Source organism: Arthrobacter sp. TmtSoilC51, assembly GCF_055388015.1.
The window spans coordinates 1,017,328-1,042,145 of the sequence record NZ_AP035877.1 but is presented as its reverse complement, the minus strand read 5'-3'; the positions used below and the strand labels follow the sequence as shown (position 1 = coordinate 1,042,145).

The following is a 24,818-nucleotide window of genomic DNA, read 5'->3' as shown; positions in this document are numbered from 1 at the left end:
GCGCCTGACGGGGTAAATGCCACACAGACGAGCCCTCACAAGCCCTCCGTTGGAGCAGCTTTCTTGTCCACGCCCGCCGTCAGCCGGTCGATCCGTTCCAAGGCATCACTCAGCCGGCTGACGGTGTCCCACAATTCGCGATGCTGCTCCCGGACCTCCTCCAGCGCGGCACCTGCTGAGGTGAGGGAAGCGAGATCGAAACTGACATTGGTGCGGGCCCCTGCTATCGCGGCCCTGAGGGCTCCGAAGGCAACCACCACGTCGGCTATGAGCGCAGGATTGCCGTTTGTTGCCAGCCATCCCAGGTCCTCGATGGCGTCGATGGCCCGCCCGCCCAACACGGCAGACGCTTTTGCGGCATCGACGGATGCCCGGTGAATCGCGTCTTCGCGTTCCGGGCCCGGATCCAGCCGGAACGCGGCCCCGAACGCCTTGGAAGCCGCGGCATCATCATCGGCCAATTGCAGCGCCGTTTTGCGCAGGGCCTGTGCCCTGGCATGGATTCTTTCCAGCTGTTCGGAGTCTTCAGCGTCCGTGTAGCCAGCCACCATTGAGGTGAGGGACGCGGCAATGGCCAGCATCCCGCCGGTTCCCGCGCCTCCCCCCGGCGACCCGCTGGACTCAGCCAATGCCCTGGTCCATTCTTCAACCGTGGAGCGATGTGTAGTGACCTCTTGGGAAGATTCCATGCCACCAAGTTTGCCTCGTAGCGCAAGGCTGCGCGCCAACCCCGCCGATGCCGGGATCGATACACTGGCCACACCCTCGACGTCGCATGGTAAGGATGATCCCTCATGAGCATTGACCTTGAAGAGCTCTACCGTGACCTCCACGCCAACCCTGAGCTCTCCTTCCAAGAGGTCAGGACAGCCGGGATCATCAGCCGTCATCTTGAGGGCTTGGGGCTGCTGGTACACCGCAACGTCGGGAAGACGGGAGTCGTGGGGGTCCTGGACAACGGCCCCGGACCCGTCGTCATGCTGCGTGCCGACATGGACGCGTTGCCGGTCAAGGAAGCCACGGGATTGCACTACGCCAGCACGGCAGTCGGCGTCGACCACGAAGGCCGCGAAGTGCCCGTGATGCACGCTTGTGGTCACGATGTCCACGTCAGCTGCCTGCTCGGAGCAGTGGAAACGCTGGCCACAGGGCGCGGAGATTGGCAGGGAACCTTGGTGGCGGTGTTCCAACCCGCCGAAGAATGGGGCGGAGGGGCGCAGGCCATGGTTGCCAACGGACTCTTTGACCTGGTCCCCAAACCGGACGTGGTCCTGGGCCAGCACGTGGCACCCTTTCCCGCGGGATGGTTCGGCGTGCGTCCCGGCGTCGCCATGGCCTCCGCCGACTCCCTGAACGTGACTTTGCATGGGCGCGGCGGCCACGGTTCCCGGCCTGAAACCACCGTTGATCCAGTGCTCATGGCGGCGGCAACCACCATGCGCCTGCAGGGAGTTGTCTCCCGGGAACTCGCCGCCAGCGATTCTGCGGTAGTCACCGTTGGGCAAATCCATTCTGGAACAAAGAACAACATCATTCCCGAGACCGCAACCCTTGGCCTCAGCATCCGGTCCTTCAGCGAGCCCACGCGGGAGAAAGTCCTGAACTCGATCGAGCGCATCGTTCGAAGCGAAGCTGCCGCCTCAGGCTCCCTCAAGGAACCCGACTTCCACTATGAGGAGCGCTTCCCGCTGACGGTCAATGATGAATCAGCCGCGGGACGGGTTGGATCCGCGTTCCGGGCAAAGTTTGGCGAAAACAAGGTCATCGACCCGGGTCCTGTATCCGGCAGCGAGGACGTCGGTGAGCTTGCCACAGCCGCGGGCGCGCCCCTGGTCTTCTGGTTCCTCGGCGGGATCGATGCGGCGCATTTCAAGGACTGGGCCAAAACCGGCCGACTCCCGGACGACGTGCCGTCCAACCATTCACCGTATTTCGCCCCCATCATCCAGCCGACGCTAGCCTTTGGCACGGAAGCACTGGTCACTGCGGCCCGCGAATTCCTGGACGCTCCCAAGTAGGCAGCAGGAAACCCCGCCTAACGGACAATTCACCGCTGCGCGCGGTGGTGAAATGCCCGTTAAGCGGGGTCTTTGCTTAGACCGATGCCTAGACCTTCTCGCGGATGCGGTCGATCTTCGGTTCTGAAACCTCAAATTCCCTGCGACGGCGGGCCAGGAAAGTCCACAAGGTTCCTTCTGTCTGCGGACGCTTCTCGGCAGGGGCCTCAGGTGCCTGATCCTTGCTTGTCTCAGGCTTGTGCATCTCTGGCGTGCGCGCGGAGTCCTTCTTCGTGCGCCTCTCATAACCCTCATAGTACGAGTAGCACATACCCAACCTCCTTTGTGGTTGTCCTTTAATCGTCCTCGCACACGGGCCGGAAGTCGACTGCTATTTGGTACCCCCTTGCATCCAGCCGTGACTACCGCCATACTAAATGAACGCTATTCATTTAGTGACTGTCGTCTCACCGGAGTACATGCCACCATGATTGAAATTACCCGCCTCGAAGCCCCGACTTCCCTGGCCCGCACCGAACCGTCCACCCGCACCCCGCTGCGGGTCGGCGTCGTTCAGCACCGTTGGCACGCTGACGAAGCAGTCCTGCATGCCGAACTGAACGAGGGAATCGAACGCGCAGCCAAGCTGGGAGCCAGTGTTGTTTTCCTGCCTGAGCTGACGCTCTCCCGCTACCCGGCAGACACCCGTCCGGAGAACAACCCGGCCGCTGGTATCCGCCCCTCGGACATCACCGAGGACCTGCTGACTGGTCCCACCTTCACGTTCGCTGCCAAGGCTGCCAGGACGTACGGCGTCTCTGTCCACGCATCTCTCTACCAGCGTGCAGAAAACCCGGACGGCACCGATGATGGCTTGGGACTGAACACCGCCATCCTGGTCTCCCCCGCTGGCGAACTCGTCGCACGCACCCATAAACTCCACATCCCCGTCACAGCCGGGTACTACGAGGACAAGTTCTTCCGCAAAGGCCCGGCCGCCGAGGACGCCTATGCAGTACACGCTCCTGCCGAACTCGGGGGCGCACGCCTGGGCATGCCCACTTGCTGGGACGAATGGTTCCCCGAGCTCGCCCGTATGTACTCCCTGGGCGGAGCAGAGATCCTGGTCTACCCCACCGCGATTGGCTCGGAGCCGGACCACCCGGACTTCGACACCCAGCCGCTCTGGCAGCAGGTCATCGTGGGCAACGGCATCGCCAACGGCCTGTTCATGATTGCCCCCAACCGCTACGGCAGCGAGGGCACGCTGAACTTCTACGGTTCATCCTTCATCTCCGATCCCTACGGCCGCATCCTGGTCCAGGCGCCGCGCGACGAATCAGCCGTGCTGGTGGCAGACCTTGACCTGGACCAGCGCAAGGACTGGCTCACGCTCTTCCCATTCCTGGCAACCCGCCGTCCGGAGACGTACGGCCGCCTCACCGAACCTGTAAACCCCAACGCGCCGCTCGGCTCCACGGCCGAGGCCACGCCATACCAGGCTGTGTCCGCATGAGCGCCTGGCGCATGCCATCCGAGACTGCCCCGCAGGATCGCGTCTGGATGGCCTTCCCCACTGGCGGCTACACCTTGGGTGACACCGAGGAAGAGGCGCACGCAGCACGGTCCACGTGGGCTGCGGTCGCCAATGCCATACTCGAGTTTGAACCGGTCACCATGGTGGTTCACCCCGACGACGTCGATACCGCCGCACGCTACCTGGACCCTCGCGTCGAGGTACTCACCGCAGAGCTCAACGACGCCTGGATGCGGGACATCGGGCCGTCGTTCGTGCTCGATGCCAACAAGCAGCTGGGTGCCGTGGACTGGATCTTCAACGGCTGGGGCGGCCAGGATTGGGCTGCTTGGGACAAGGACTCCCTCATCGCGGCGGAGGTCAGCGGTCGCGCCGATGCCCACCACATCCCGTCAGGCATCGTGAACGAGGGCGGCGGCATCCAGGTTGATGGCGAAGGCACCGTCCTGGTCACCGAGACCGTACAGCTTGACCAAGGCCGCAATCCGGGCCTTACCAAAGCCGACGTCGAAGGGGAACTTGCCCGCACGATCGGCGCCACGCATGTGGTGTGGCTGCCACGTGGCCTCACCCGCGACTCCGAGAAGTTCGGCACGCGCGGCCACGTCGATATTGTGGCTGCGATCCCGAGCCCCGGCACACTGTTGGTCCACTCCCAGCAGAACCCGGAACACCCGGACTACACCGTCTCCCGGGAAATCATCGACTTCCTCCGCACCACCCATGACGCAGCAGGCCGGGACTGGAACATCATCGAAGTTCCCGCCCCGGAAGCCCTTACCGACGACGAAGGTTATGTGGACTACAGCTACATCAACCACCTCGTGGTCAACGGAGGGGTCATCGCGTGCAGTTTCAATGACCCCATGGACGAGAAAGCACTCCGCATCCTCGCCGACGCCTACCCCGGACGCCGCGTAGTCAGTGTTGACGCGCGCGAACTCTTTGCCCGGGGCGGCGGCATCCACTGCATTACGCAGCAGCAGCCTACGGCCATCTAGAAAGGGCCCTTCATGAGCCAGACAATCCGTAGCACGGCCGCAGGCACCAGCCCGGCCGGCACGTCGCACGACATTAGCGGCAAGGGACTGAAGACGGGGCAGTTGGGGCTCCTCGCCGTCGTCGTTCTTGGCATTTCAACCATCGCCCCGGCGTATACGCTTACCAGCGCACTTGGTCCAACCGTCAACGAAGCCGGGCTGCAACTGCCCGTGATCTTCCTTATCGGGTTCATCCCGATGATCCTGGTGTCACTGGCGTACCGGGAGCTCAATGCAGATTCCCCGGACAGCGGCACCACCTTCACGTGGGTCACCAAAGCCTTCGGCCCCTGGGTGGGCTGGATGGGCGGCTGGGGCCTGCTCGCGGCCAACATCATCGTCCTGTCCAACCTGGCGGGCGTCGCTGTGGACTTCTTCTACCTGTTCCTGGCGCAGGTTACGGGCTCGCCCGAGCTCGCCGACCTCGCCTCGAACAAGGTACTCAATGTTGCCACCTGCTTCGTCTTTGTAGCATTGGCCGTTTGGGTGAGTTACCGTGGCCTGCACACCACCAAGATCGTGCAGTACGGCTTGGTCGGTTTCCAGCTGCTGGTGCTTGGCCTGTTCGTTGCCATGGCGTTCGCCAACTGGTCCACCTCCGAGACTGCCGTTCCGTTCAGCTGGGACTGGTTCGACGTCACCAAGATTGAAACCTTCGGCCAGATCGCAGCCGGCATCTCCCTCTCGATCTTCGTCTACTGGGGCTGGGACGTCTGCCTCACCGTGAACGAGGAAACCGCCAACGGAAAGAAGACCGCGGGACTCGCCGGCACCCTGACCGCCGTCATCGTGCTCGGCATTTACCTCCTCGTCACCATCGCCACCATGATGTTCGCAGGCGTCGGAGACACGGGAATCGGCCTGAACAACGAGGAAAACCACGCCAACGTCTTCACGGCCCTCGCGTCTCCGGTCATGGGTCCGTTCGCGATCCTGATGTCCCTGGCCGTACTCTCCAGCTCGGCGGCTTCCCTGCAGTCGACGTTCACCTCGCCGTCCCGCAGCCTGCTGGCCATGGCGCATTACGGCGCCCTGCCTAACCGCTTCAGCCACATGAGCAAGAAGTTCTCGACGCCGGGCTTCGCCACCATTGCGGCGGGCGTCCTGTCCGCGGGCTTCTACGCAATCATGCACGTGATCAGCGAGAACGTCCTCAACGACACCATCCTGGCCCTGGGCCTGATGATCTGCTTCTACTACGGACTCACGGCGATCGCCTGTGTTTGGTACTTCCGGAACAGCGTGTTCTCCAGTGCCCGCAATTTCTTCCTGCGGCTCCTCTGCCCACTGCTGGGTGGCGTCGGGCTGTTCGTCGTCTTCCTGCAGACCGCAGTGGATAGCTGGGCCCCGGAGTTTGGAAGTGGTTCGGAAATCTTCGGAGTGGGGCTCGTGTTTGTGCTCGGCATCGGAATCCTTGCTTTGGGTGCCGTGTTCATGCTGATCATGTCCCGCGTCCGTCCCGGTTTCTTCCGCGGTGAGACCATCCGCAAGGACACCCCTGCCCTGGTGGTGCCCGAGTAGCTGAAGAACTGCGACAACGCAGAAGAGCGGCCAGTTCGCCGGATAGTTCCGGCGAACTGGCCGCTCTTCGGCGTTCTGGGTGAGCACTACCAACGGTGGGCGACGTCCACCACAAGGCGGGAACCGCCGTCGGGCCCGTCCAATGTAAAGACGCGGAACGGAAGCCGCGCACGGACACCCAAGCCGACGCTCGTATAACCCTCAAAGCTGCCGGCGTAGGCAACCTGACGGAACGTCTGATAGCCGGACACGTTGGACAACTCGGCCTTCGCAGCCGGAGCGTACGTCAGTTGGCCGTTCTGGTTGTACGAGGGAGCCGTGACCGTCACCTGCAGGTCCGCGTCTCCAAGCAGCGGGATCTCGAAGCCAGATCCGTCCTGGATCACCACAGGAACATACTGCACTGAATAGCCTGCCACCTTGCCGGCCATATCGATCACCAGGCGGTCGTAACAGGTCTGTTGGCCCGTACGGACGTTGGTGACGTTGGCGGAGCTCATGTCGGCGTCCGCCTTGGCCAGCGAACCCCACATGATTCCGCAATATGGTGAAGCCGAGGCCGGCCCCGGTGCCACCAGACCGAATCCGGCAGCCGCAAGGACTGCTGCCAAACCCGCTCCAAATTTCCTCATTTTTTGTGCCCCCTTCAGGCGAAGTTGATACTTCAACAGTAGGAGTGCGTTCGGTGGTTTGGATGGGTTGTGGCCTCTTCGGCGCACAACCGTTAAAACGACTCCGGGGTGGTCACAGGAAAGTCATCGAGGCGCATTTTTCTGCCCTCTTAGGGACCGTATTGAGGGTCTTCATGCCTTGGTTCGTAATCGAAGATAACGAAACCTGGGCGTTACAAAGGGCTGCGGGCACGCAAAAGCCCCATCCGACCATTCTCCGGCCTGACGGGGCTCGAACATTTGCGGTGCCTGGGATCAGCCCTCGCAGTCCTTGCAGTACTTAAGGCCGTTCTTTTCCAAGGCAACCTGGGACCGGTGCCGGACCAGGAAGCAGGAAGAACACGTGAATTCGTCAGACTGCTCGGGGACCACCACAACGGTCAGTTCTTCACCGGAAAGATCGGCGCCCGGGAGGTCGATACCTTCCGCAGTATCGTTTTCGTCGATGTCGATGACTGCAGTCTGGGCACCAGTGCCGCGGGACGCCTGAAGGGCCTCAAGCGAGTCAGCGGGAGACTCTTCTTCTGTCTTGCGGGGCGCGTCGTAATCAGTAGCCATTGGGTTCGCTTTCGTTGCTGCATAGTGCCATTTCAGGCACCTCAGTGAAGCAGTTTAGGGCATAGCATCCGCGTTGGACGAAAAGTGTGCCCAAAACAACATTCAGCAGCTTTCAAGCCAACCTTTATGGGTTACGGTGAACCATTTTGGAGTGGGATTGGATGGCCTGCGCACTGGCAACCGTGACCCCGCTAAGCGCCGGCAACCACGTCCAGTCCTGCGCATATCCTGCCTCCGGGTCAGCGCAGTCCAGAACGTACGCAGCCTCAATCCACGAGCCAATGTGGGCACCGATTCCGGCTAGGAAGGATCCGATCATGCGGCAACGGTATCCAGCGCCGGTTCGGGGACGGTTTCGCCAGCGTCACGGACTTGTTAAATCGTCGCGTGCTGTCTAAATCGTGGCCGGTCAGTTCTTGAGTGCCTGCTGCACGATGTACTCCGCAATGGCCATCGACGACGTCGCCCCCGGTGACGGTGCGTTCCGTACCAAAACCGTGTCCCGGCGTCGTGAAATCACAAAATCATCCACCAAGGAACCGTCAGCGTTCATGGCCTGGGCGCGGACGCCGCGTGTGCCGGGAAGAATAGTGGCCCCCTCCAACGACGGAACAAAGCGCGTCGCCTCCTTGATGAACTTCTTCGTACTGACAACGGTCTGGAATTCACGGACCGCCGATGGCACATTCTGACGGGCAAAATTCCAGAACCCAGGAAACAGCGCGTAACTGAGGATGTCGCGCACATCCACGGCCTTCCAGGAATAGGCCTCGCGGCCGAAGGAGATGAATGCATTGGGGCCCAGCATCATTTCGCCGTCGATTCTTTTGGTCAGGTGCACGCCAAGGAAGGGATGCTTGGGGTCCGGAACGGGATAAATCAAGCCTCTGACCTTTTCGCGGGTTTCCTTTCCGAGGAGGAAGTATTGCCCAAAGAAGGGAACGATGCGCGGCGTTGCGGGCTCGCCGGTGGCTTTCGCCAAACGGTCCGATTGAAGCCCGGCGCACGCCACCACGAGATCGTAGTGTTCGCTCCCATCCTTCGTGCGGACTATGACGCCACTCCCCTGCTGTTCCAGCGAGGTCACTTCCGATCCAAGCCGAATCTGCCCGCCTGCGTCACGGACGTCGTCGGCGAGCGCATTGGTAATGGCCGCGTAGTCCACGATCGCCGTTTCCGGCGAGTGCAAAGCAGAAAGCCCGACGGCGTTCGGCTCCACCTCGGGTATCTGGTCACCGCGCAGCATTCGCGCCCCGGGCACTCCATTGGCCGTGGCCCGCGCGAAGATGTTCTCCAGTCGCTTCGATTCTTCGGGGGTCTGGGCGATCACCAACTTGCCGCAGGCCTCGTAAGGCAGATCCTTGGTGGCGCAGAATTCCTGAAGCAGTTCCACTCCCCTGCGGCACAGCGTGGCCTTCAGTCCGCCGGGCTCATAGTAGAGCCCGGCATGGACCACACCGGAGTTGTGGCCGGTCTGGTGCTTGGCGAGCTGGTCTTCCTTTTCATAAACCGTGACCTGGACGCCGTCGAGTTTGTTGGATAGTTCCCGGGCCACAGCCACGCCGATGATCCCGCCGCCAATGACCGCGCAGCGTTTGATGTTTTTCGGTTTGATATCGCCAGACGGTTCGATTTCAGCAGACATGGGCACTCCTCGTCGTTGGGGATGGGTCCGCATCACTCCCCAGCATTCCACGGAGTGCCCCGGGCACGTCAAAGGGGCGGCACTTGGCGTGCCGCCCCTTTGAGGTATTGGGTGAATTGCTAGACAGCGCTGGGCTGATCGAAGCGCTGGCCGGCCGGGTTGGACGGCAGGAGCATCAGGACCAGCAGGGCCAGGCCACCAAGGAACGGAACGAGACCGACCAGGGCGAGCCAACCGCTGAAGTTGCCATCGTGCAGACGGCGGACGATCAGCGCAATGGAAGGAATGACCGTTGCCAGGCCGAAGATGCCCAGGAGGATAAACCCTACGATTGCGCCAGGCCCGGGTACTGCAGTTCCATTTGCCGAGACCGTCGCGCCAGCTGCACCAAGGATGGTTGTGAGGAGCTGGAGGACAAAACCGATGACGGCAGCAACCAGTGCCCACCACCAGTATTCGCTGCGGCTCGCACGGCCGGTGAAGACCGTGTACTTCGTGAAGAAACGCTTTACAGCGGCGCCAATGGGTGCGCCATAGTAGGGAGCCCACAGCGGCGGTTCGCCGGTCTGTGCAGCATACGGTTGGGTGTGTTGCGGCTGTTGCTGGTAGCTCAAGGTGTTCCCCCGGGGTTTAGGTGTGAATGATGCAATAAGACCAAACTCAGTGAAGAGTCGTTGCTCATCGTAGTGCTCTCCGAGGAGTTTATGCAGATCGATGGACAAAATTAACCGGGATTTAGTCCGTTGACGGAATATGTCGACAGCTGACGGCCCGGATCTTCATACGATTTCCTCAAATAGCCCGGCCGTCGGTCCTGGTGAGTACCATCCTGGCAAGATCGAACCTGTTGGCCGTACCCGTCTTCCTCAGCAGGTTGGAAATGTGCGAACTCACTGTTTTCTCGCTGATGAACAGCAACCCGGCGATTTCCTTGTAAGTTCTGCCCGCGACGACGTGATCCAGAATGGTGGCTTCGCGAGCTGTGAGTCCGTAGGGAATTCCGCTCGTGAGGATTGCCCGGCTGGTGACCGGCGCCAGCGAAATCTTTGCTTGGACTGCGAGTTGTTCCAACGCCCGTTGCACGGGAACGGCCTGCAAGTCCATGGCCAGCTGGAGTCCCCGGCGGAGGATCTGTGAGACTTGGGCCCTCCCGCCGTGACCATGCATGAGAAGCGCTTCGGCCGCCCGCTGGCATGAGTAGGCATGTTCCCACGCCAAAGAAGCATCCCTGCACGCGTCCGCTGCGTGAAGCCATGCCACCGCGTTCGCTTTTTCTGCGCGAGCGCGGCCCAGTTCCGCCGCATAAAGTCGTCCGAAGGCCAGCACTTGGTGTTGATACAGCTCGGATTGCTCTCCGGGCTCGTTGAAAACACTCGGAAAGCGCTCCTCCAGTTGGTCTACTTCAGTCAAGATGCCAGCCATGGACCTGCCATCGTCTTTAGCTCTCTGGGCGAGATCTGCGAGTGCCCTGGCGGCAAGGGGCAGCAACCACTCACACATTGTTGGTGGCGGGCCGGGACGCAGCGCACCAGTCATCGCAGCCTCAAGCGAGGCCTCCGGACGGCCGGCCATGGCGTTGAGCTCCGAACGGATTGCTGCGAAATTGAGGTTGACGTAGGCGTCGCTGTGGCCGTTCACGTCTTCGGCGCATGCCAAATGGGCAAAGGCATCCTGCGTCCTCCCCTGCAATGCATCCAGCCTTGCCGCCGTTAGCCTTGCGCTCACATCTCCCATGGGTCCCGGGTCAAGGCTTATTGCTAATCGCAGCGCGGTCTGGGCCTCTTGCCAGGACCCGATGGCCAGGAAGCTGGCGGCTTCATCGGCTGCGATCTTGGATGCGTACGCATGGGGAGCCCCATGGCGGGCCAGCTCCTCCCGGGCGTGGCGGAGGACCACCGCGTATTGTTCGCTGATCCAGCTTTCCTGGGAGTTCGCAAGCCAGGCCACCGCGTGGAGGTACCCCCAGTAGTCCTGGGCTTGGAGCGCTTCCGCCGCCGCAGCCGCGGCCAGGTTGAAGGCTTCAACTTGGTGTTTGGCAAAGACCTCCACCATTGCGGCCACCGTGAGGGCGTAGGACATAGCTACTGGGTTGCCTGTCAGCCGGGCCACGGCCAGTGCCTTCGCTGCCTCCATGGCTCCGCCATCGCGATCCAGCCATAAGGCGGCGTGCGCGTGCTCAGCCAAGGCCAGGGCATGCTGCCAGCTTTCAGGATCGGCCGAAGAAAGCTGCACAGCCCTTTCCATGTCCGCCACGTCGAAGAATGCCAATCCGGTTGACATGCGGAGGTGCATCCGTCTGACCAGCAAAACTGCCGTCTCCAGTGGCTCTACCGATGCGTCAGTGAGCGAAAGAAGAGACTCCACGGCCTGAAGTTCCGCTGCATGGTTTCCAGCGCGGAACGCTGCGCCCCGGACCTGGGCCCACAGTTCACGGGGACCTTCCGCCGCTGCGGACACCCTGTCTCGAAGGAAGACTGCTCGCTGTAGCATTCTGAGTGCGTCTTCCCCACTTCCGTCATGCACACTTCTGCTGGCTGCCAGCAACGCCCAACGATATGCAGGCTCCCAGCGTTCGGCGTGATAGTGATGTTCTGCCAGCAAAGCGACCGTCCGGGAGCTGCGCACGGAATTCTGCAACAACGAATCCTCATAGGCATCCGCAAAGGCGGAGTGCCAACGGAGCCTCTCCCAGCGGTCCATGCCCTTTTCGAGCATCTCGGCAATCAAAGGGTGGTGGAACCAATAGGTGCCGTCAGGCAACAAGTCCAGGATGCCCGCGGCCGCCGCCTCGTGAATCATGGGCATCATTACGTCCCCGGCGATGGACCCCTGGGTAACAGTGCGTAGCTCATTGGCGTCCACAGCTCGTCCGGCAACAGCCAGTACCCGGGTCAACTGTTGGGCCGCTTCGGGCAGACCTCTCCATGATCTGAGCACAGCAGCCTTCAAATCAGGTGGAAGACCCGGCCCTGGACCGTGCGTACGGGAGCCGAGGCCTTCGACCAGGAGGCTCGTGAAATAGGGATTCCCGGCAGAGCGCTCGAAGACCTCTGTGACCAGCGGCTGCGATGGTGGCGCACCCAGCAACGCAGCCATCTGTGTAGCCGTCGCCGGCCTGTCCAAGGGCCGCAGTGTCATGAGTTTCACCCTTGGGAGCCGGCGGATGTCCGTCATCCACCGCTCAAGAGGGCGGCTTTCAATGGCATCGTTGGACCGGACAGTGGCAATGATGCCCAGAGAACGTTCGGCAGGCCCCGCAATGAGAAACATCAGGATGTCCAGTGTGCCTGGGTCGGTCCATTGGAGATCGTCGATTACCAGAAGCACCGGCTGCTTGCTGCTCAACGCCGTGAGCCACTCGTCGACGAAGATCGGACTGTCCACGCGGGTTTCAGCCGTTCCGTGAGTGGTGAAGGGTGCTGGCATCTCAGGGTGGGTCACGCCGTGGAACGCCGCAAGCAGGGCCTGATAGGGCACCACCACGGAGCTCAAGGGCAGGGCGGCGCCGCTGAGAACGAGCACGTTTTCGCCAGCCATGGCACAGGCCCGTCCAACCAAGGCTGTCTTGCCTACACCGGCGTCGCCGGACAGAATGAGCGTCCTCGATGCTCCCGCTCGGACAGCATCCACCATCCCCTTGAGTTCCGCCAGTTCGTCGACCCGGCCCACGAGTCCGGGGACTTTGGAGTCGGCCTGTATCGCCATCGTTCCAGCTTCGCACCCCGCATGACCGGCGGATAGATCTAAGGGTCATTTGGGTCGCTATTAAGGAGGTCTTCCGGATGCCGTGGGATCCTGCGCGACGCAGAGTGAAGTTGTCACGCACAAGAACCGTCAAAAGGAACCCAGCCATGCGCACACCCACAAGCCCTGTACGGCGTACCGGCGTCGCACTCTTCCTCATCCTCTTCGCACTGCTGCCCGGCGCCCCGGCAACGGCCGACGTCCCCGAAAGGGACACCACCAGCCATATCAACTGCCTGCTCGAGCGAATCGGCACTCAATTGGTGCGCTGTGACGACCTCACTGGCGCAGGAGTAGATGCACCCTACTGGATTCCGGAGCAAAAATGACAGCCAAAGCACCAAGCGCCAGGCAACCGTGAAGACCTCGATTTCCGCCAAGCCCGGACAGGACGTGAAAGAGCGTCGGGCCAAACACCGCGGGATGTGAGAGAGCGAACCAGAAAACACCGCGGGATGTGAGCGAGGGTCAGGACGCGAACTGCTTGCGCAGCTCCACTTTGCGGATCTTCCCGCTGGCCGTTCGCGGCATCTCGTCAACGAACACCACGGATTTGGGGATCTTGTAGCGCGCAAGCCGCCCTTCCAGATGCGAGCGCAGCTGCTCTTCGCTGAGCGAGGCACCCTCCCGCAAGGTGACGATGGCACGCGGCACCTCACCCCATTTGGGGTCTTCGATGCCGATCACGGCAACGCTCCCCACGGCGTCGAGCTCGGCAATCGCGGCTTCCACTTCCGCCGGGTAGATGTTCTCGCCACCTGAAATGATCATGTCCTTGATGCGGTCCGAAACGAACAGGAATCCGTCGTCGTCTTGGAAGCCCATGTCGCCGGACCGGAACCAGTGGGCGTCAGCGTAGCTTTCCGCCGTAGCGTCAGGGCGGTTCCAGTATTGCTTGATCACGTTGGGCCCGGAGATCTGGATCTCACCAACCTGCCCGGCAGGCGTGGGCCCGCCGAGGGAATCGGCGATGCGGACGTCTGTGAAAAACTGTGGCAAGCCTGCAGATCCAGCTTTGTCCTTGGACCTTGAGACAGGAAGCATGGTGGCTCCGGGCGCCGTCTCAGTCATGCCGTAACAACTCGTGAAGCCAATGCCGCGCTCCTCGTAGGCATCCAGGACACGCCGCGGAACCGCCGAACCACCACACGTGAGCTTGTCCAGGGAACTGAGGTCCGCCGTCGACCATTCAGGATGGTCGCACAGCATCTGGAACGTGGTGGGGACTCCGTTGAGGGTGGTGACCTGGTGCTGGCCGATGAGTTCCAGCACCCTGCCAGCCTCGAACTTGGTTTCCAGCACCACCGTGGCGCCCTTGAGCAGCATGGGCAGCAAACCCATGTCCAGGGAGGCCACGTGGAACAGCGGCGAGATCATCAGGGCGACGTCGTTCCGGTTCAGGTCCATGTCCACAACGGTGTTGATGCAGTTCCAGGTGATGTTTCCGTGCGTCAGCAGAGCGCCCTTGGGCTTGCCGGTGGTGCCTGAGGTGTAGAGGATCATGGCGCCGTCGTCCAGGCTGACAGCCTGATCCAGCGGCGTCGAGACTGCCGCTTGAAGCACCTCGTCATAGCGTTCGACGCCGGATGGCAGCTTAGCTGCGGAACCTTCCGTGGCGCCGTCGGTCGCCACCACCAGGCGATGGGTCACCGGGGTTTCTTCCACGGAACAGGCCGCCAGGGTCTCAAGGGCCTCGGCGTTGACCAGGAGCCGTGACCCGGAGTCCTGCAGCTGGAACTGCAATTCGGGGGCGGCGAGCCGCGTGTTCAGCGGGACGAAGATCGCGCCGAGCAGCCCGCAGGCGAAGAAGGTCTCCACGAAGGACGGATGATTCTCGCCCAAATAGGCAACCCTGTCCCCCTTGACTACTCCCCTGTCCTTGAGGGCGTTTGCCAGCCGGTCTGTCCGCTCGGCGAGTTCGCCGTAGCTCAGCGTGCGTGCCCCGGATATGAGGGCCGTCTTGGGTCCCGACTTGGTGCGGCGACGGTGCAGCCAGGATCCAACTCCGTTGTTGTCCATGTTTGCGGTACTCCTAACTGACCGAAGTGAGGTCGTTATTCTTAGACTCCCGCGTCAGCAGGATGAACACAATCGAGACGAGTGCCATGACGGAAAGGAACACCACCACGGGGACGATGCTCTGGCCGGAATCCTTGTACAGGCCCGCGATGATGCCGGGGGTGAAGCCGGCACCTATCAGCGTGGCCAACTGGTATCCGACGGCGGCGCCGGTGTAGCGGTTCGTGGTCCCAAACTGCTCCGACACAAACGCTGCCAGTGGTCCGTACAGGGACGAGTGCAGGACGAGCGCCACAGTGAAGGCCAGGAAGATCAGGCCGACATTCCCGGAACCAAGCATCCCGAACATGGGGAACAGGTAGGCGATGAACAACGCGAGGCCCGCAACCATGACCGGCCGACGTCCGAATCGGTCGGACAGCCTGCCCCCAAGAAGAACGAACACGATGGAGATGGCGGAGGCTCCCGCGAATGCATAGAGCACGCCCTGTTGCGGGGCACCCTTGGAGACTGCGTAGGTCACGGAGAACGTTGGCAGCACAACTTGAAGGCCGAAGCCTGCGGCACCTGCGAACATGATCATGATCAGTGCCTTGGGGCGGCGCAGCACTTCAAGCAGCGGGATCTTGCGCCTGGTGGTTTGGGCACCTTCCTTGGCCACTGCCTCGGCGAAGATCGGGCTTTCCGAGACCCGCAGGCGAACGAACATGCCCACAATCAGGAGCACAAAGGACAGCAGGAACGGCACCCGCCATCCCCACGCGAGGAATGCGTCCTGCGGCAATGCGGAGAAAATACCCATCACTACGGTGCCAAGCACGGCCCCGGTAGGCGCACCGGCATTGACGAATGACGCCGCGAAGCCACGTCGCTTGGGATCGGAGTGCTCCAGCGCCATCAGCGCGGCCCCGCCCCATTCGCCGCCAACCGCGATGCCCTGGCAGACCCGCAGGACCACCAGGATGACCGCACCCCAGGGGCCGATCACGCTGGCGCCGGGAATCAGGCCGATGAGCGTGGAGGCAATGCCCATCATTGCCATGGAGACGATGAGCATACCCTTGCGGCCGATCCGGTCGCCGAAGTGGCCGAAGATGATGCCGCCCAAGGGTCTTGCTATGTAGCCTGCGGCGAACGTGGCGTAGGCGGCGACGACGCCCACCCATTCATCCGTGCCGGCGAAGAAGACTTTAGGGAAAGCGACCGCCGCGGCCGTTGCGTACAGCAGGAAGTCGTAGAACTCGATGGTGCTGCCCAGATAGCTGGACAAGATGACCGTGCGCGCTTCTTTGCGCTTGGCGGCCGTGCTCAGAGGTGCGAGCGCAGTGTGTCCTGACATGGCTGTTCCTTGGGGAGGAGGGGTGGGGAGTTTACTTGTAAAAGGGGTTCCTACTTGTAAAAACGGGCGAGGAACTCGGCTACGACGGCGGGGCGTTCCTGGCCTTCGATCTCGATGGTGGCGTTGACCTTGATCTGGGCGCCGCCTTTGACCTCGGTGACTTCGGCGATAGTGGCCTGCATGCGGACTTTGGAGCCGACCTTGACCGGGGAGGTGAAGCGGACCTTGTCCAGGCCGTAGTTGACCTTGGTGGTAACGCCGTCGACGTCGAACAGCTCGCCCCAGAACGGAATGATCAGGGAAAGCGTCAGGAAACCGTGGGCGATCGGAGCACCGAACGGGCCGTCCTTGGCGCGCTCGGGATCAACGTGGATCCACTGCTGGTCGTCCGTGGCGTCCGCGAACAGGTTGATCTGTTGCTGGGTGATTTCGCGGTAATCGGTGGTGCCAAGGTCCTGGCCGGTCATGGTGAGCAGGGTGTCGAAATCGACGACGAGATTGGGCATCGTTGCCTCCTGGCAGTTGTTGGTGGGTAAAGAGTGCGGTTAGTGGGTGAAGGCGCTGGACTATCTGGTAAAGGCACTGGCGCCCGTGAGGGCGCGGCCGATGATGAGGGCGTTGATTTCGTGGGTGCCTTCGTAGGAATAGACGGCTTCGGCGTCGGCGTGGAATCGCGCGACGTCGGCGGCGAGTGTGATGCCGTTGCCGCCCACGACTTCGCGGGCGAGAGCGACGGTCTCGCGCATGAACAAACTGGTCTGCATCTTGGCCAGTGCTGAATCCTGGTCGCGGTAAATCCCGCGGGCCTGTTGCTCCGTAAGCCGGACCACGAGCGAGAGCGAGGCTGTGATGTTTCCGAGCATGCGGGCCAGCTTTTCCTGCACCAGCTGGAACGACCCCAGTGTGCGGCCGAACTGTTGGCGTTCGTTGACGTAGGCCAGCGCGGCTTCGAACGCTCCGGCTTGGATGCCGGTGGCGATCCATGCAACATCCGAACGCATGGCCCTGAGCATGGCAGCCACATCTTTGAACGAGTTCACGTTGTGTAGGCGCATGGCCTCCGGGACCCGGACGTTTTCCAGGGTGATGTGGGCGTTCTGCATCATCCTCAGCGAGGTCTTTCCGTGGATCTTCTCCAGCGTGACGCCGGGGGCCGAGCGGTCAACGAGGAACGCTTTGACCTGCCCATCGGCGACGTCCCGGGCGAACACGCACAGCACGTCGGCAGTGGACGTGCCCCCGATCCACCGCTTGGCGCCGTCCAAAACCCAGCTGCCGCCGTCCGGGCCTGCTCCGCCGTCGACGTCCGCTTCGAAGCGCGCGGTGGTGGAGAGCCCGCCGGCGATGTCCGAACCGTGCTCCGGTTCGGTCAGCGAGAAGACGCCCTTGAGCGAAAAGTCAATGACTTTGGGCATCCACTCGCGCTGCTGCTCTTCGGAGGCGCCAACACGGATGGCTGTGCGGAACAGGCCGGCTTGGGCCGTGTACCAGGTGGCCAGGGAAGCATCCGTGCGGGCAAGTTCGAAGATCCGGAAGCCTTGGTAGATTCCCCGGGCGGGCGCCTCGAACGGTTCCATGAGGTTGAGATCGATCAAGGGCTGCGCCAACTGCTCCGGGAACTCGCCCCGCTCCCAATAATCGGCCAGCAACGGTTGGGCATCCTGCGAAAGGAAGTCCCGGAGCCGGGCCAAGACGTGGCGCTCATCATCCGTGAGGAGGGATTCGGCGTCGTACCAGTCCGCGGCGGAGTAGAGGCGCTGTTCCACGACAGTAGTACTCATCTCAACCGCCCAAACCGAGCAGCCGGACCGCGTTCTCCTTGAGGATCTTCGGCCGGACTTCGTCCTTCACGGGCAGGTCCGCGAAAGCACCCAGCCATTTCTGCGGGGTGATGAGCGGGAAGTCCGTGCCGAACAGCACCTTGTCCTGCAGCACGCTGTTGGACAAACGAACCAGCGACTCCGGGAAGTACTTCGGCGACCACCCGGACAGATCGATGAACACGTTGGACTTGTGCGTCGCGATCGAGTTGGCTTCGTCCTGCCAGGGCACCGATGGGTGGGCCATGATGATCTGCAAGCCCGGGAAATCCGCCGCGACAGCGTCCAGCAGCAGCGGGTTTGAGTACGCCAGCTTGATCCCGTACCCGCCGGGAAGCCCGGCGCCCATGCCGTTCTGGCCCGTATGGAAAATACACGGCAACCCCAACTCCTGCAGCATTTCCCAGAGCGGGTAGAACTGCTCGTTGGACGGGTCAAAACCCTGCAGTGAGGGGTGGAATTTGAAACCGCGGGCGCCGAGTTCAATAGCCTGATGCTTGGCCCCGGCGATTGCGTCCTCCCCCGTGCGGGGGTCCACGCTGCCGAACGGGATCAGCACGTCGTTGTTCCGGGCTGCCCCAGCGATCAGTTCGGGGATGCTGTTGGGTTCGTGCTTGAGCTGCGTGCGCGCGTCGACAGTAAAGACGACGGCGGCCATGTTCAGTTCGCGGTACACCTCGGCGATCCTGTCCAGTGACGGCGTACGGTCCTCGGCCTTGAAGTACTTGGCGGAGGCCTCAGTGAGGGCGTCCGGAAGGGAGCCATGGCCGCAGCTGTCCACTTCGAGGTGGACGTGCATGTCGATCGCATCGAGCTTGGCGGCGTCGATGCCGAGTTCGTAACGGGTGGCCATGATCAGCGGGCCTGGGAAGATACAGCCGCCGGTTCAGGCTGCAGTCCCTCGGGCAACGGCAGGAATTGCTCGCCGTAGCTCTGCAACGCGTCCGCACCGAAGAGCGAGCCGGCGTTTTCGCGCAGGGCCTCGTAGCTCCAGCCGCCGTCGCGGTATTCGGTGGTTGCCGCCGACGGGTGCGTCCAGACCTGAAGCCGGTCACCGCCGGCGCCGATCGCCTGGCCGGTGATGCCCGCAGCCTCATCAGAGGCGAGGAACGCAATCAGTCCAGCGACGTCGTCGGCCGTGCCGAAACCGAGGTCATGACGGAAGAAGGACGGCATGGCCTCGCCGCGTTCCTCAGCTTCCACGGCCTTCTGGAAGTAGGGGACGGTCTTGGTCATGGCAGTGGCAGCCACCGGGATCACGGTGTTGACGGTGACGCCAGACTTCTTCATTTCCAGCGCCCATGTGCGGACCATGCCCACGATCCCGGCCTTGGCAGCGGCGTAGTTGGTCTGGCCAAAGGTGCCGCGCTGGCCCGTCGGAGAACCGATGGTGATGATGCGGCCCGGGATGTTGTTTTCCTTGAAGTACGCGAACGCCTCACGGACGCAGGTGAAAGTCCCCTTCAGGTGGACGTTGATCACCAGGTCGAAATCTTCGTCGGTCATCTTCAGCAGGCTCTTATCACGCAGGATCCCGGCGTTGGTGACCAGAATGTCCAAGCGGCCGAATGCCTCAACGGCACCTGCCACGAGCGCTTTGGCGGCGTCGGTGGTTCCCACCGGAACCACAACAGCGGTGGCCCGGCCGCCGTCGGCCTCAATCTTTGCGACGGCCCGCGCCGCGGTCTCGGCATTGACGTCATTAACAACGACGGCGGCACCCTGGCGGGCGAGTTCCCTCGCGTATGCGAGGCCAAGACCCTGTCCGCTCCCAGTAACAATTGCAACCTTGCCGTTCAAGCTCATGGCGTGCTCCTTCGCATGCAGTCACCAGCCGGAGCCGGTGGGGCCGATCCCACTGCGTCGTGAGATCCTTGTCATGATCAATGAGAATACGGATCATTGAAAAAGTCAACGATTGTTTTTGTTTACTATTGGAGTTGTCATGGGCCCGCAAAGCACCGAAGTTGAGACCCCGCGCCTCGCGGCCGCCAAAATCGGCAACGACGTCGGCTTGTTGCTGGCCAAGCTGCACGCCACTGGCTCGGTCCTGAACAACAAGGCATTGGCGGACTATGGGTTGCGCGAGAGGTCGTTCTCAGTGTTGACGTTGGCCTGCAGCGGCCTGGAACCCACCCAGCGCGAACTCGCCGACTTCCTCAGCCTCGACCCCAGCCAAGTAGTCAGCCTGGTGGACGACCTCGAGCACCGCGGCCTGGTGGAACGCGCACAGGGCAAGCAGGACAGGCGCGCCAAGATTATCGTCTCCACAGCTGAAGGCCGGCGGATCCACACGAAGGCTCGCTCGGCCCTGGACGCGTGCGAGCAAGTACAGCTGTCTTCGCTGAGCGACACTGAGGCGACGCAACTCAAGGCGCTGCTCAGGAAGGCTCTCTGGGGCTAGGCACAAAAAAGTGGGTCGCAGTTGTTGTCGTTCTGAGCTCTCAAAACGACAACAACTGCGACCTACTTGGGGTAGGCGCTATGAAACGTGCTGCACCGCGAACTCGTGGCGGCCCGAGTTGACCTCCACAGGTTCCTGCCCCGGCAACTCGACACGCGCCGTCGTCCCGGTGGGAATTTCGACGACGGCGGTGAAGCCGCCGTCGTCCATCCGCCACTGCACCGATGCGGTGCCGTAGGGCGTCTCGTGCCGCGCCGACGCCCAACTGAGGCCGCCGCCAGGCTGCGGACGCACCAGGATCTTCCGGTAGCCCGGCTCGAGCGGAGCCAAACCGGCAACAACGCGGTGCATCCAGTCAGCCACAGCTCCGAGGGCGTAGTGGTTGAACGACGTCATCTCGCCGGGGTTGATGGAACCGTCCGGGAGCATGGAATCCCAGCGTTCCCAGATGGTGGTTCCGCCTTGGCCCACGGCGTAGAGCCATGACGGGCACTCCTTCTCAAGGAGGAGGTCGTAAGCGGTATCCACCTCGCCCGCAATAGTCAGGGCATCCGACACCACGGGTGTGCCGGCAAAGCCGGTGCCGATGCGGTTCCCGTTCGCCCGCACAAGCTCAGCCAAGCGTGAACCGGCCCGCGCTTTGGAAGCAGCATCGGGGAAGAGATCAAAGACAATGGCAAGCGCGTACGCGGTCTGCGCGTCACTGGTCATGGTCCCGTCAGCGTGGATGTACTCGCGGGCGAACGCCTCAGTGACTGCCCGGGACAGCGTGAGGTAGTCCAGTTCGTCGTCGGACTTGCCCAGCACGGCAGCCGACTTGGCGAGGTGGCGCGCGGACCAAGCGAAATAGGCCGTGGCCACGAGGTGAGGATCGGTCATTGCCTGTGTGGGATCCTCAGGCGGGGCTGTGGGGTCCAGCCAGTCGCCCAGTTGGAAGCTGCCGTTCCACAGGCGGCTCTCACCGGCAAGGCGGTCCAGCAGGTCCACCCAACCCTTGGCGCTTTCGTACTGGCTGGCCAGGATGCTTGGGTCGTTGAAGCGCTCGTGGAGGGTCCACGGCGTCAGCACGGCAACATCTCCCCACACCGCACCGGGGCGAATCGGTGTCCAGTAATTTCCGCCGGGAATGACGGGAACGTACCAGGGGACCGTGCCATCGGGAAGCTGTTCTGCGGCTACATCCTTGAGCCAGGATGACAGCATTCCGGAGCAGTCGTAGAGGAAGCTCGCTGTGGGGGCGAAGACCTGAATGTCCCCCGTCCAGCCGAGGCGCTCGTCGCGCTGGGGACAGTCCGTGGGGATGTCCACGAAGTTGCCCTTCATACTCCACAGGACGTTGTCATGGAGGCGGTTCAGGTCCGGGTTGGAGGACTCGAACCAGCCGGTGCGTTCCATATCTGTGTGGTACACCCGTGCTACAACGTTCTGCGCGATGTCCCCGCCGGTCCAACCGGTGATCTCTGCGTAGCGGAAGCCGTGGATGGTGAACCTCGGCTCCCACGTTTCCTCGCCCGTCCCGGCCAAGGTGTACTGGTCCGTGGCGTCCGCACCCCGAAGCGGACGGGTATACAGCTCGCCGTCCTGCAAGACCTCCGCGTGGCGGAGCGTAACGGTGGACCCAGCCTCGCCACGCACCGCGATCCGGAGGCGACCCACCAGGTTCTGCCCGAAGTCGATCAAGGTCTTGCCCAGCGGGGACGTCCAGACGCTCACTGGCCGTACCTCATCGGTGCAGCGGACTGGCGGGCCTTCCGGCGCCACCAGCGTGCTGGTTTCGCGTTCGACGCCGGTCACGGGCCCCCAGCCTTGGTCATCAAAGCCGGGGCTGCTCCAGCCGTTTGGCAGCTCGCGGGCATCGTACTTCTCGCCCTTGTACAAGCTGGACAACAGGATCGGTCCGAAGCCGGCCTTCCAGCTCCCGTCCGTTCCGACGACGGTGACTGAACCGTCGTCGTGCGTGACGTGAAGCTGCGCCAGCAGCGCAATCTTGTCCCCATAAAGGTTCGCGTGACCGCCCTTGAAACCTATGCGGCCCCTGTACCAACCGTCCGCGAGCAGCGCGCCCATGGCGTTGTCGCCGTCGGACAGGTGCCCCGTGACGTCGTAGGTGTAGTAGCGCAGGCGCTTGCCGTACACCGTCCACCCCGGCGAAAGAGTGTCGTCGCCCACCCGCTCGCCGTTGATCTCCATCTCATAGAGACCGTGCGCGGTGACGTACAGCCTCGCGGAAGCGACCGGACGGTCAAGAGTGAAACTGCGCCGCAGCAGCGGAGGCCGCCTGTCCGAATCCGGATCTTCGTCCCAGGCTGGGGTGATGGCGGTCGCCGTCCAGTCGACAGGCTCCAAAAGACCGGTTTCGACGCCGGATGGCTGGCTCCATTCGCTCGGCGCCTCATCCCCCGCGCCCCAAACCCGGACACTCACCTCTGCGCGTTGGGCGGAGGTGAGAGGAGCCGCCTCCCACGGAACCAATACGGAGTCCGTGGAATCGATGCGTTCGCTGGTCCATTGTCCATCAGCGGTGGTCACGGACAACTGGTACGCCTCTTGCGTCCAGGCAGGTTCGGCAGTTGTCTTCCACGAGATGCGCGGCGTCGCGACGCCGATTCCGAAGGCGTAGGGCAGGTGTTCGAAAGTTGCCGGATGCACAGTGGCAGGCATAGGGAAAGTCTCCTTTGGCTGTTAGGCCGGGTGTGGTGGGTCAGCTTTATGGGGCGCACTCAGTGCTTGGCCGTGCTCAGCCTTTGACGGCACCCGCCGTCATGCCAGCCACAATCTGCCGATTGAAGAACAGGTACATGACGAACGGCGGCACTGTGATGAGCAGGATGTTCATGAAGAGCAGGTTGTAGTTGGTGGTGAACTGGCTCTGGAAGTTGAACAGCGTCAATTGCACCGTTGCGTTCGCGTCGCCCGGCAGGAAATACAGCGGGTTCTGGAAATCGTTGAAGATGTGGACCGACTGGACCACGATCACCGTGACGATCACCGAGCGAAGCAGCGGGAAGATGACCCTGAAGAACAACCGGACCGGTCCGCAGCCATCAATCACGGCGGCCTCATCCAATTCCTTGGGTATGGAGGCGATGAACGCCCGGAACAGCATCACGCAGAAGGACAGCCCGAATGCCACTTCAATGAGGATCAGGCCCGGAAGCGTCTTGAACAGCCCCATGCTTTGCAACACCCAGATAGTGGGCACGATGGCTGGCGGGATGATCAGTCCGGAGAGGATCAGGAAGTTGGCCACGCCGTTCCAGCGGGACTTGCGGCGCTGAAGCACCCAGGCCACCATGGCGGCGAGGACCACCAGGATGGTCACGCTCACCACTGTGAGGATGGTGCTGTTGATGAAGGCGGTGACCAGCATGAACTTCCGGGCGGACAGGACCTGCGTGAAGTTCTCCACGAACTGGAAGCTGGTGGGCCAGGCGAAATCTAGTTTTGCCGCTTCCCTTCGGTCTTTGACGGCCGTGAGGACCATGAAAAGCAAGGGAATGATGAAGACGACGACGCTGACGGCGATGGCCAGGACGCCGATGCCATAGCGCTTGAGGGTGGCGGTCACTGTTCAACCTCCTTGCGGTTCAAGAACATGGACAGGGGCAGGATGATGGCCGTGACAATCAGGAAGAGGACCACGTTCCCAGCGGTGGACAGGCCGTAGAAGCCTGCTTGGTACTGCTTGTAGATAACCGAGGCGATGACGTCCGACGTGAACCCCGGACCGCCTTTGGTCATGGCCCAGATCAGGTCGAAGGAACGCAGGCCGCCGATGAGGGACAGGATGATGACCGTGGCAGTTGCCGGCCGGGCCAGCGGCAGGGTGATATTGAAGAAGCTCTTGAACGAACTGGCGCCGTCCATCTTGGCGGCTTCGAAGTACTCCTGCGGGATGGACACAATGCCGGCGATGTAAATCACGGTAGCCAGGCCCACGCCTTTCCAGACGTCCACCAGAGCGACGGACAGCAGAGCCCACGCAGGGTCCGTAAGCCATCCCGGACCTTCGATGCCGATGGCAGCCAGGCCCTCATTGATCATGCCCTTGGACGGATCCATCAGCGTGGTAAAGACAATGCCGACGCCGATGCTGCTGAGCAACACTGGGAAGAACATCACGGAGCGAAGGTAGCCGCGGGCGATGATCTGGGAAGTCAGCAGGACTGCCAGGAGCATGCCCAGGACTACTTTCAGCGTGGACGTCACCACGCCGTAGATGAACGTGTTGGTGAGGCCCTTGAGGAGGGCCGGTTCCTGGAAGAACTGAATGAAGTTGTCCAGGCCGATCCACGTGAATTCCGTCAGGTTCCAGCGAGTGAAGCTGAAGAAGAACGAAGCGAACGTGGGGACCAGGAACAGGGCGGTGTAAACCACCGCTGCGGGGAGGTAGAACCAGTACGGGTAGGGCGACTTCCCTTTGCGGCGCTTGGACTGCGCGGCCCGCGGTACCGACCGCACCGCCGTCGTGGTTGGTGCTGTGTTCAGTGTCATGAGAATCTCTCCAAGGGCCGTCCGGGCCG

Annotated in this window: 23 protein-coding genes; 6 read left to right on the top strand and 17 right to left on the bottom strand. The window is 62.4% G+C overall.

What is annotated here, in order from left to right:
* Nucleotides 1-35 precede the first annotated feature (35 nt).
* Entirely contained in the window at nt 36-689 is a 654-nt protein-coding gene (locus tag ACZ5G6_RS04955) for a cyclodeaminase/cyclohydrolase family protein (RefSeq protein WP_498689828.1), read from the bottom strand.
* Nucleotides 690-794: 105 nt separating this feature from the next.
* On the opposite strand from ACZ5G6_RS04955, the gene ACZ5G6_RS04950 reads away from it, so the two are divergent.
* A complete protein-coding gene (locus ACZ5G6_RS04950) occupies nt 795-2,018 on the top strand; it encodes an amidohydrolase (protein WP_498689827.1) in 1,224 nt (407 codons plus the stop codon).
* Between the two features lie 88 nt (nt 2,019-2,106).
* Here the strand turns inward: ACZ5G6_RS04950 and ACZ5G6_RS04945 are convergent, their stop codons facing one another.
* Entirely contained in the window at nt 2,107-2,328 is a 222-nt protein-coding gene (locus tag ACZ5G6_RS04945; RefSeq protein WP_223935983.1) for a hypothetical protein, read from the bottom strand.
* A 156-nt stretch (nt 2,329-2,484) separates the two neighbouring features.
* Between ACZ5G6_RS04945 and ACZ5G6_RS04940 the strand changes: the two genes are divergently transcribed.
* Genes ACZ5G6_RS04940 through ACZ5G6_RS04930 form a run of 3 tightly spaced genes read left to right on the top strand, consistent with a single transcriptional unit; the run spans nt 2,485 to nt 6,095 of the window.
* Nucleotides 2,485-3,513, top strand: coding sequence for a nitrilase-related carbon-nitrogen hydrolase (locus ACZ5G6_RS04940; RefSeq protein ID WP_498689824.1), 1,029 nt, complete (start codon nt 2,485-2,487; stop codon nt 3,511-3,513).
* Nucleotides 3,510-4,535, top strand: coding sequence for an agmatine deiminase family protein (locus ACZ5G6_RS04935; RefSeq protein WP_498689822.1), 1,026 nt, complete (start codon nt 3,510-3,512; stop codon nt 4,533-4,535). Before ACZ5G6_RS04940 ends, ACZ5G6_RS04935 begins: the two co-directional genes overlap by 4 nt.
* A 12-nt stretch (nt 4,536-4,547) precedes the next feature.
* Nucleotides 4,548-6,095: an APC family permease gene (locus ACZ5G6_RS04930; protein WP_223935980.1), complete on the top strand. Its 1,548-nt coding sequence runs from the start codon at nt 4,548-4,550 to the stop codon at nt 6,093-6,095.
* An 86-nt stretch (nt 6,096-6,181) separates the two neighbouring features.
* On the opposite strand, the gene ACZ5G6_RS04925 is transcribed toward ACZ5G6_RS04930, so the two are convergent.
* From ACZ5G6_RS04925 to ACZ5G6_RS04900, 6 genes are all read right to left on the bottom strand, one after another.
* A complete protein-coding gene (locus ACZ5G6_RS04925) occupies nt 6,182-6,727 on the bottom strand; it encodes an AMIN-like domain-containing (lipo)protein (RefSeq protein ID WP_498689819.1) in 546 nt (181 codons plus the stop codon).
* A 294-nt stretch (nt 6,728-7,021) separates the two neighbouring features.
* Entirely contained in the window at nt 7,022-7,324 is a 303-nt protein-coding gene (locus ACZ5G6_RS04920; RefSeq protein WP_223935978.1) for a DUF4193 domain-containing protein, read from the bottom strand.
* Nucleotides 7,325-7,448: 124 nt separating this feature from the next.
* On the bottom strand, nt 7,449-7,643 hold the full coding sequence (locus ACZ5G6_RS04915) for a hypothetical protein (protein WP_498689816.1): 195 nt from the start codon (nt 7,641-7,643) through the stop codon (nt 7,449-7,451).
* A gap of 90 nt (nt 7,644-7,733) precedes the next feature.
* Nucleotides 7,734-8,969, bottom strand: coding sequence for an L-2-hydroxyglutarate oxidase (gene lhgO / locus ACZ5G6_RS04910; protein WP_498689814.1), 1,236 nt, complete (start codon nt 8,967-8,969; stop codon nt 7,734-7,736).
* A gap of 119 nt (nt 8,970-9,088) precedes the next feature.
* Nucleotides 9,089-9,583: a DUF805 domain-containing protein gene (locus tag ACZ5G6_RS04905; protein ID WP_223935976.1), complete on the bottom strand. Its 495-nt coding sequence runs from the start codon at nt 9,581-9,583 to the stop codon at nt 9,089-9,091.
* 178 nt (nt 9,584-9,761) lie between these two features.
* Nucleotides 9,762-12,674: a helix-turn-helix transcriptional regulator gene (locus tag ACZ5G6_RS04900; RefSeq protein ID WP_498689811.1), complete on the bottom strand. Its 2,913-nt coding sequence runs from the start codon at nt 12,672-12,674 to the stop codon at nt 9,762-9,764.
* 146 nt (nt 12,675-12,820) lie between these two features.
* On the opposite strand from ACZ5G6_RS04900, the gene ACZ5G6_RS04895 reads away from it, so the two are divergent.
* Nucleotides 12,821-13,042 (top strand): hypothetical protein, encoded by a 222-nt coding sequence (locus ACZ5G6_RS04895; RefSeq protein ID WP_498689810.1) that lies wholly within the window; start codon nt 12,821-12,823, stop codon nt 13,040-13,042.
* 139 nt (nt 13,043-13,181) lie between these two features.
* On the opposite strand, the gene menE is transcribed toward ACZ5G6_RS04895, so the two are convergent.
* Genes menE through ACZ5G6_RS04865 form a run of 6 tightly spaced genes read right to left on the bottom strand, consistent with a single transcriptional unit; the run spans nt 13,182 to nt 19,697 of the window.
* Entirely contained in the window at nt 13,182-14,732 is a 1,551-nt protein-coding gene (menE, locus tag ACZ5G6_RS04890) for an o-succinylbenzoate--CoA ligase (protein ID WP_498689807.1), read from the bottom strand.
* Nucleotides 14,733-14,745: 13 nt separating this feature from the next.
* Nucleotides 14,746-16,071, bottom strand: a complete 1,326-nt coding sequence (locus ACZ5G6_RS04885; protein ID WP_498689805.1) for an MFS transporter — start codon at nt 16,069-16,071, stop codon at nt 14,746-14,748.
* Between the two features lie 50 nt (nt 16,072-16,121).
* Nucleotides 16,122-16,577, bottom strand: a complete 456-nt coding sequence (locus tag ACZ5G6_RS04880; RefSeq protein ID WP_498689803.1) for a MaoC family dehydratase — start codon at nt 16,575-16,577, stop codon at nt 16,122-16,124.
* Nucleotides 16,578-16,637: 60 nt separating this feature from the next.
* Nucleotides 16,638-17,852 carry an acyl-CoA dehydrogenase family protein gene (locus ACZ5G6_RS04875; RefSeq protein WP_498689801.1) on the bottom strand — a complete coding sequence of 405 codons (1,215 nt, stop codon included), beginning with the start codon at nt 17,850-17,852 and terminating at the stop codon, nt 16,638-16,640.
* 1 nt (nt 17,853) lies between these two features.
* Nucleotides 17,854-18,744 (bottom strand): amidohydrolase family protein, encoded by an 891-nt coding sequence (locus ACZ5G6_RS04870; RefSeq protein ID WP_498689798.1) that lies wholly within the window; start codon nt 18,742-18,744, stop codon nt 17,854-17,856.
* Nucleotides 18,745-18,746: 2 nt separating this feature from the next.
* Nucleotides 18,747-19,697: an SDR family NAD(P)-dependent oxidoreductase gene (locus tag ACZ5G6_RS04865; RefSeq protein WP_498689796.1), complete on the bottom strand. Its 951-nt coding sequence runs from the start codon at nt 19,695-19,697 to the stop codon at nt 18,747-18,749.
* Nucleotides 19,698-19,836: 139 nt separating this feature from the next.
* On the opposite strand from ACZ5G6_RS04865, the gene ACZ5G6_RS04860 reads away from it, so the two are divergent.
* The gene (locus ACZ5G6_RS04860; protein WP_223935968.1) at nt 19,837-20,295 is read left to right on the top strand and encodes a MarR family winged helix-turn-helix transcriptional regulator; all 459 of its coding nucleotides are present in this window, start codon (nt 19,837-19,839) and stop codon (nt 20,293-20,295) included.
* A 78-nt stretch (nt 20,296-20,373) separates the two neighbouring features.
* On the opposite strand, the gene ACZ5G6_RS04855 is transcribed toward ACZ5G6_RS04860, so the two are convergent.
* The 3 genes from ACZ5G6_RS04855 to ACZ5G6_RS04845 all read right to left on the bottom strand — a co-directional run bounded on the left by ACZ5G6_RS04855 (nt 20,374) and on the right by ACZ5G6_RS04845 (nt 24,789).
* Nucleotides 20,374-22,956, bottom strand: a complete 2,583-nt coding sequence (locus ACZ5G6_RS04855; protein WP_498689793.1) for a family 78 glycoside hydrolase catalytic domain — start codon at nt 22,954-22,956, stop codon at nt 20,374-20,376.
* A 76-nt stretch (nt 22,957-23,032) separates the two neighbouring features.
* Nucleotides 23,033-23,863: a carbohydrate ABC transporter permease gene (locus tag ACZ5G6_RS04850; protein WP_223935966.1), complete on the bottom strand. Its 831-nt coding sequence runs from the start codon at nt 23,861-23,863 to the stop codon at nt 23,033-23,035.
* A complete protein-coding gene (locus ACZ5G6_RS04845) occupies nt 23,860-24,789 on the bottom strand; it encodes a carbohydrate ABC transporter permease (RefSeq protein ID WP_498689790.1) in 930 nt (309 codons plus the stop codon). The genes ACZ5G6_RS04850 and ACZ5G6_RS04845 overlap by 4 nt, the downstream gene beginning before the upstream one ends.
* Between the last annotated feature and the right edge of the window lie 29 nt (nt 24,790-24,818).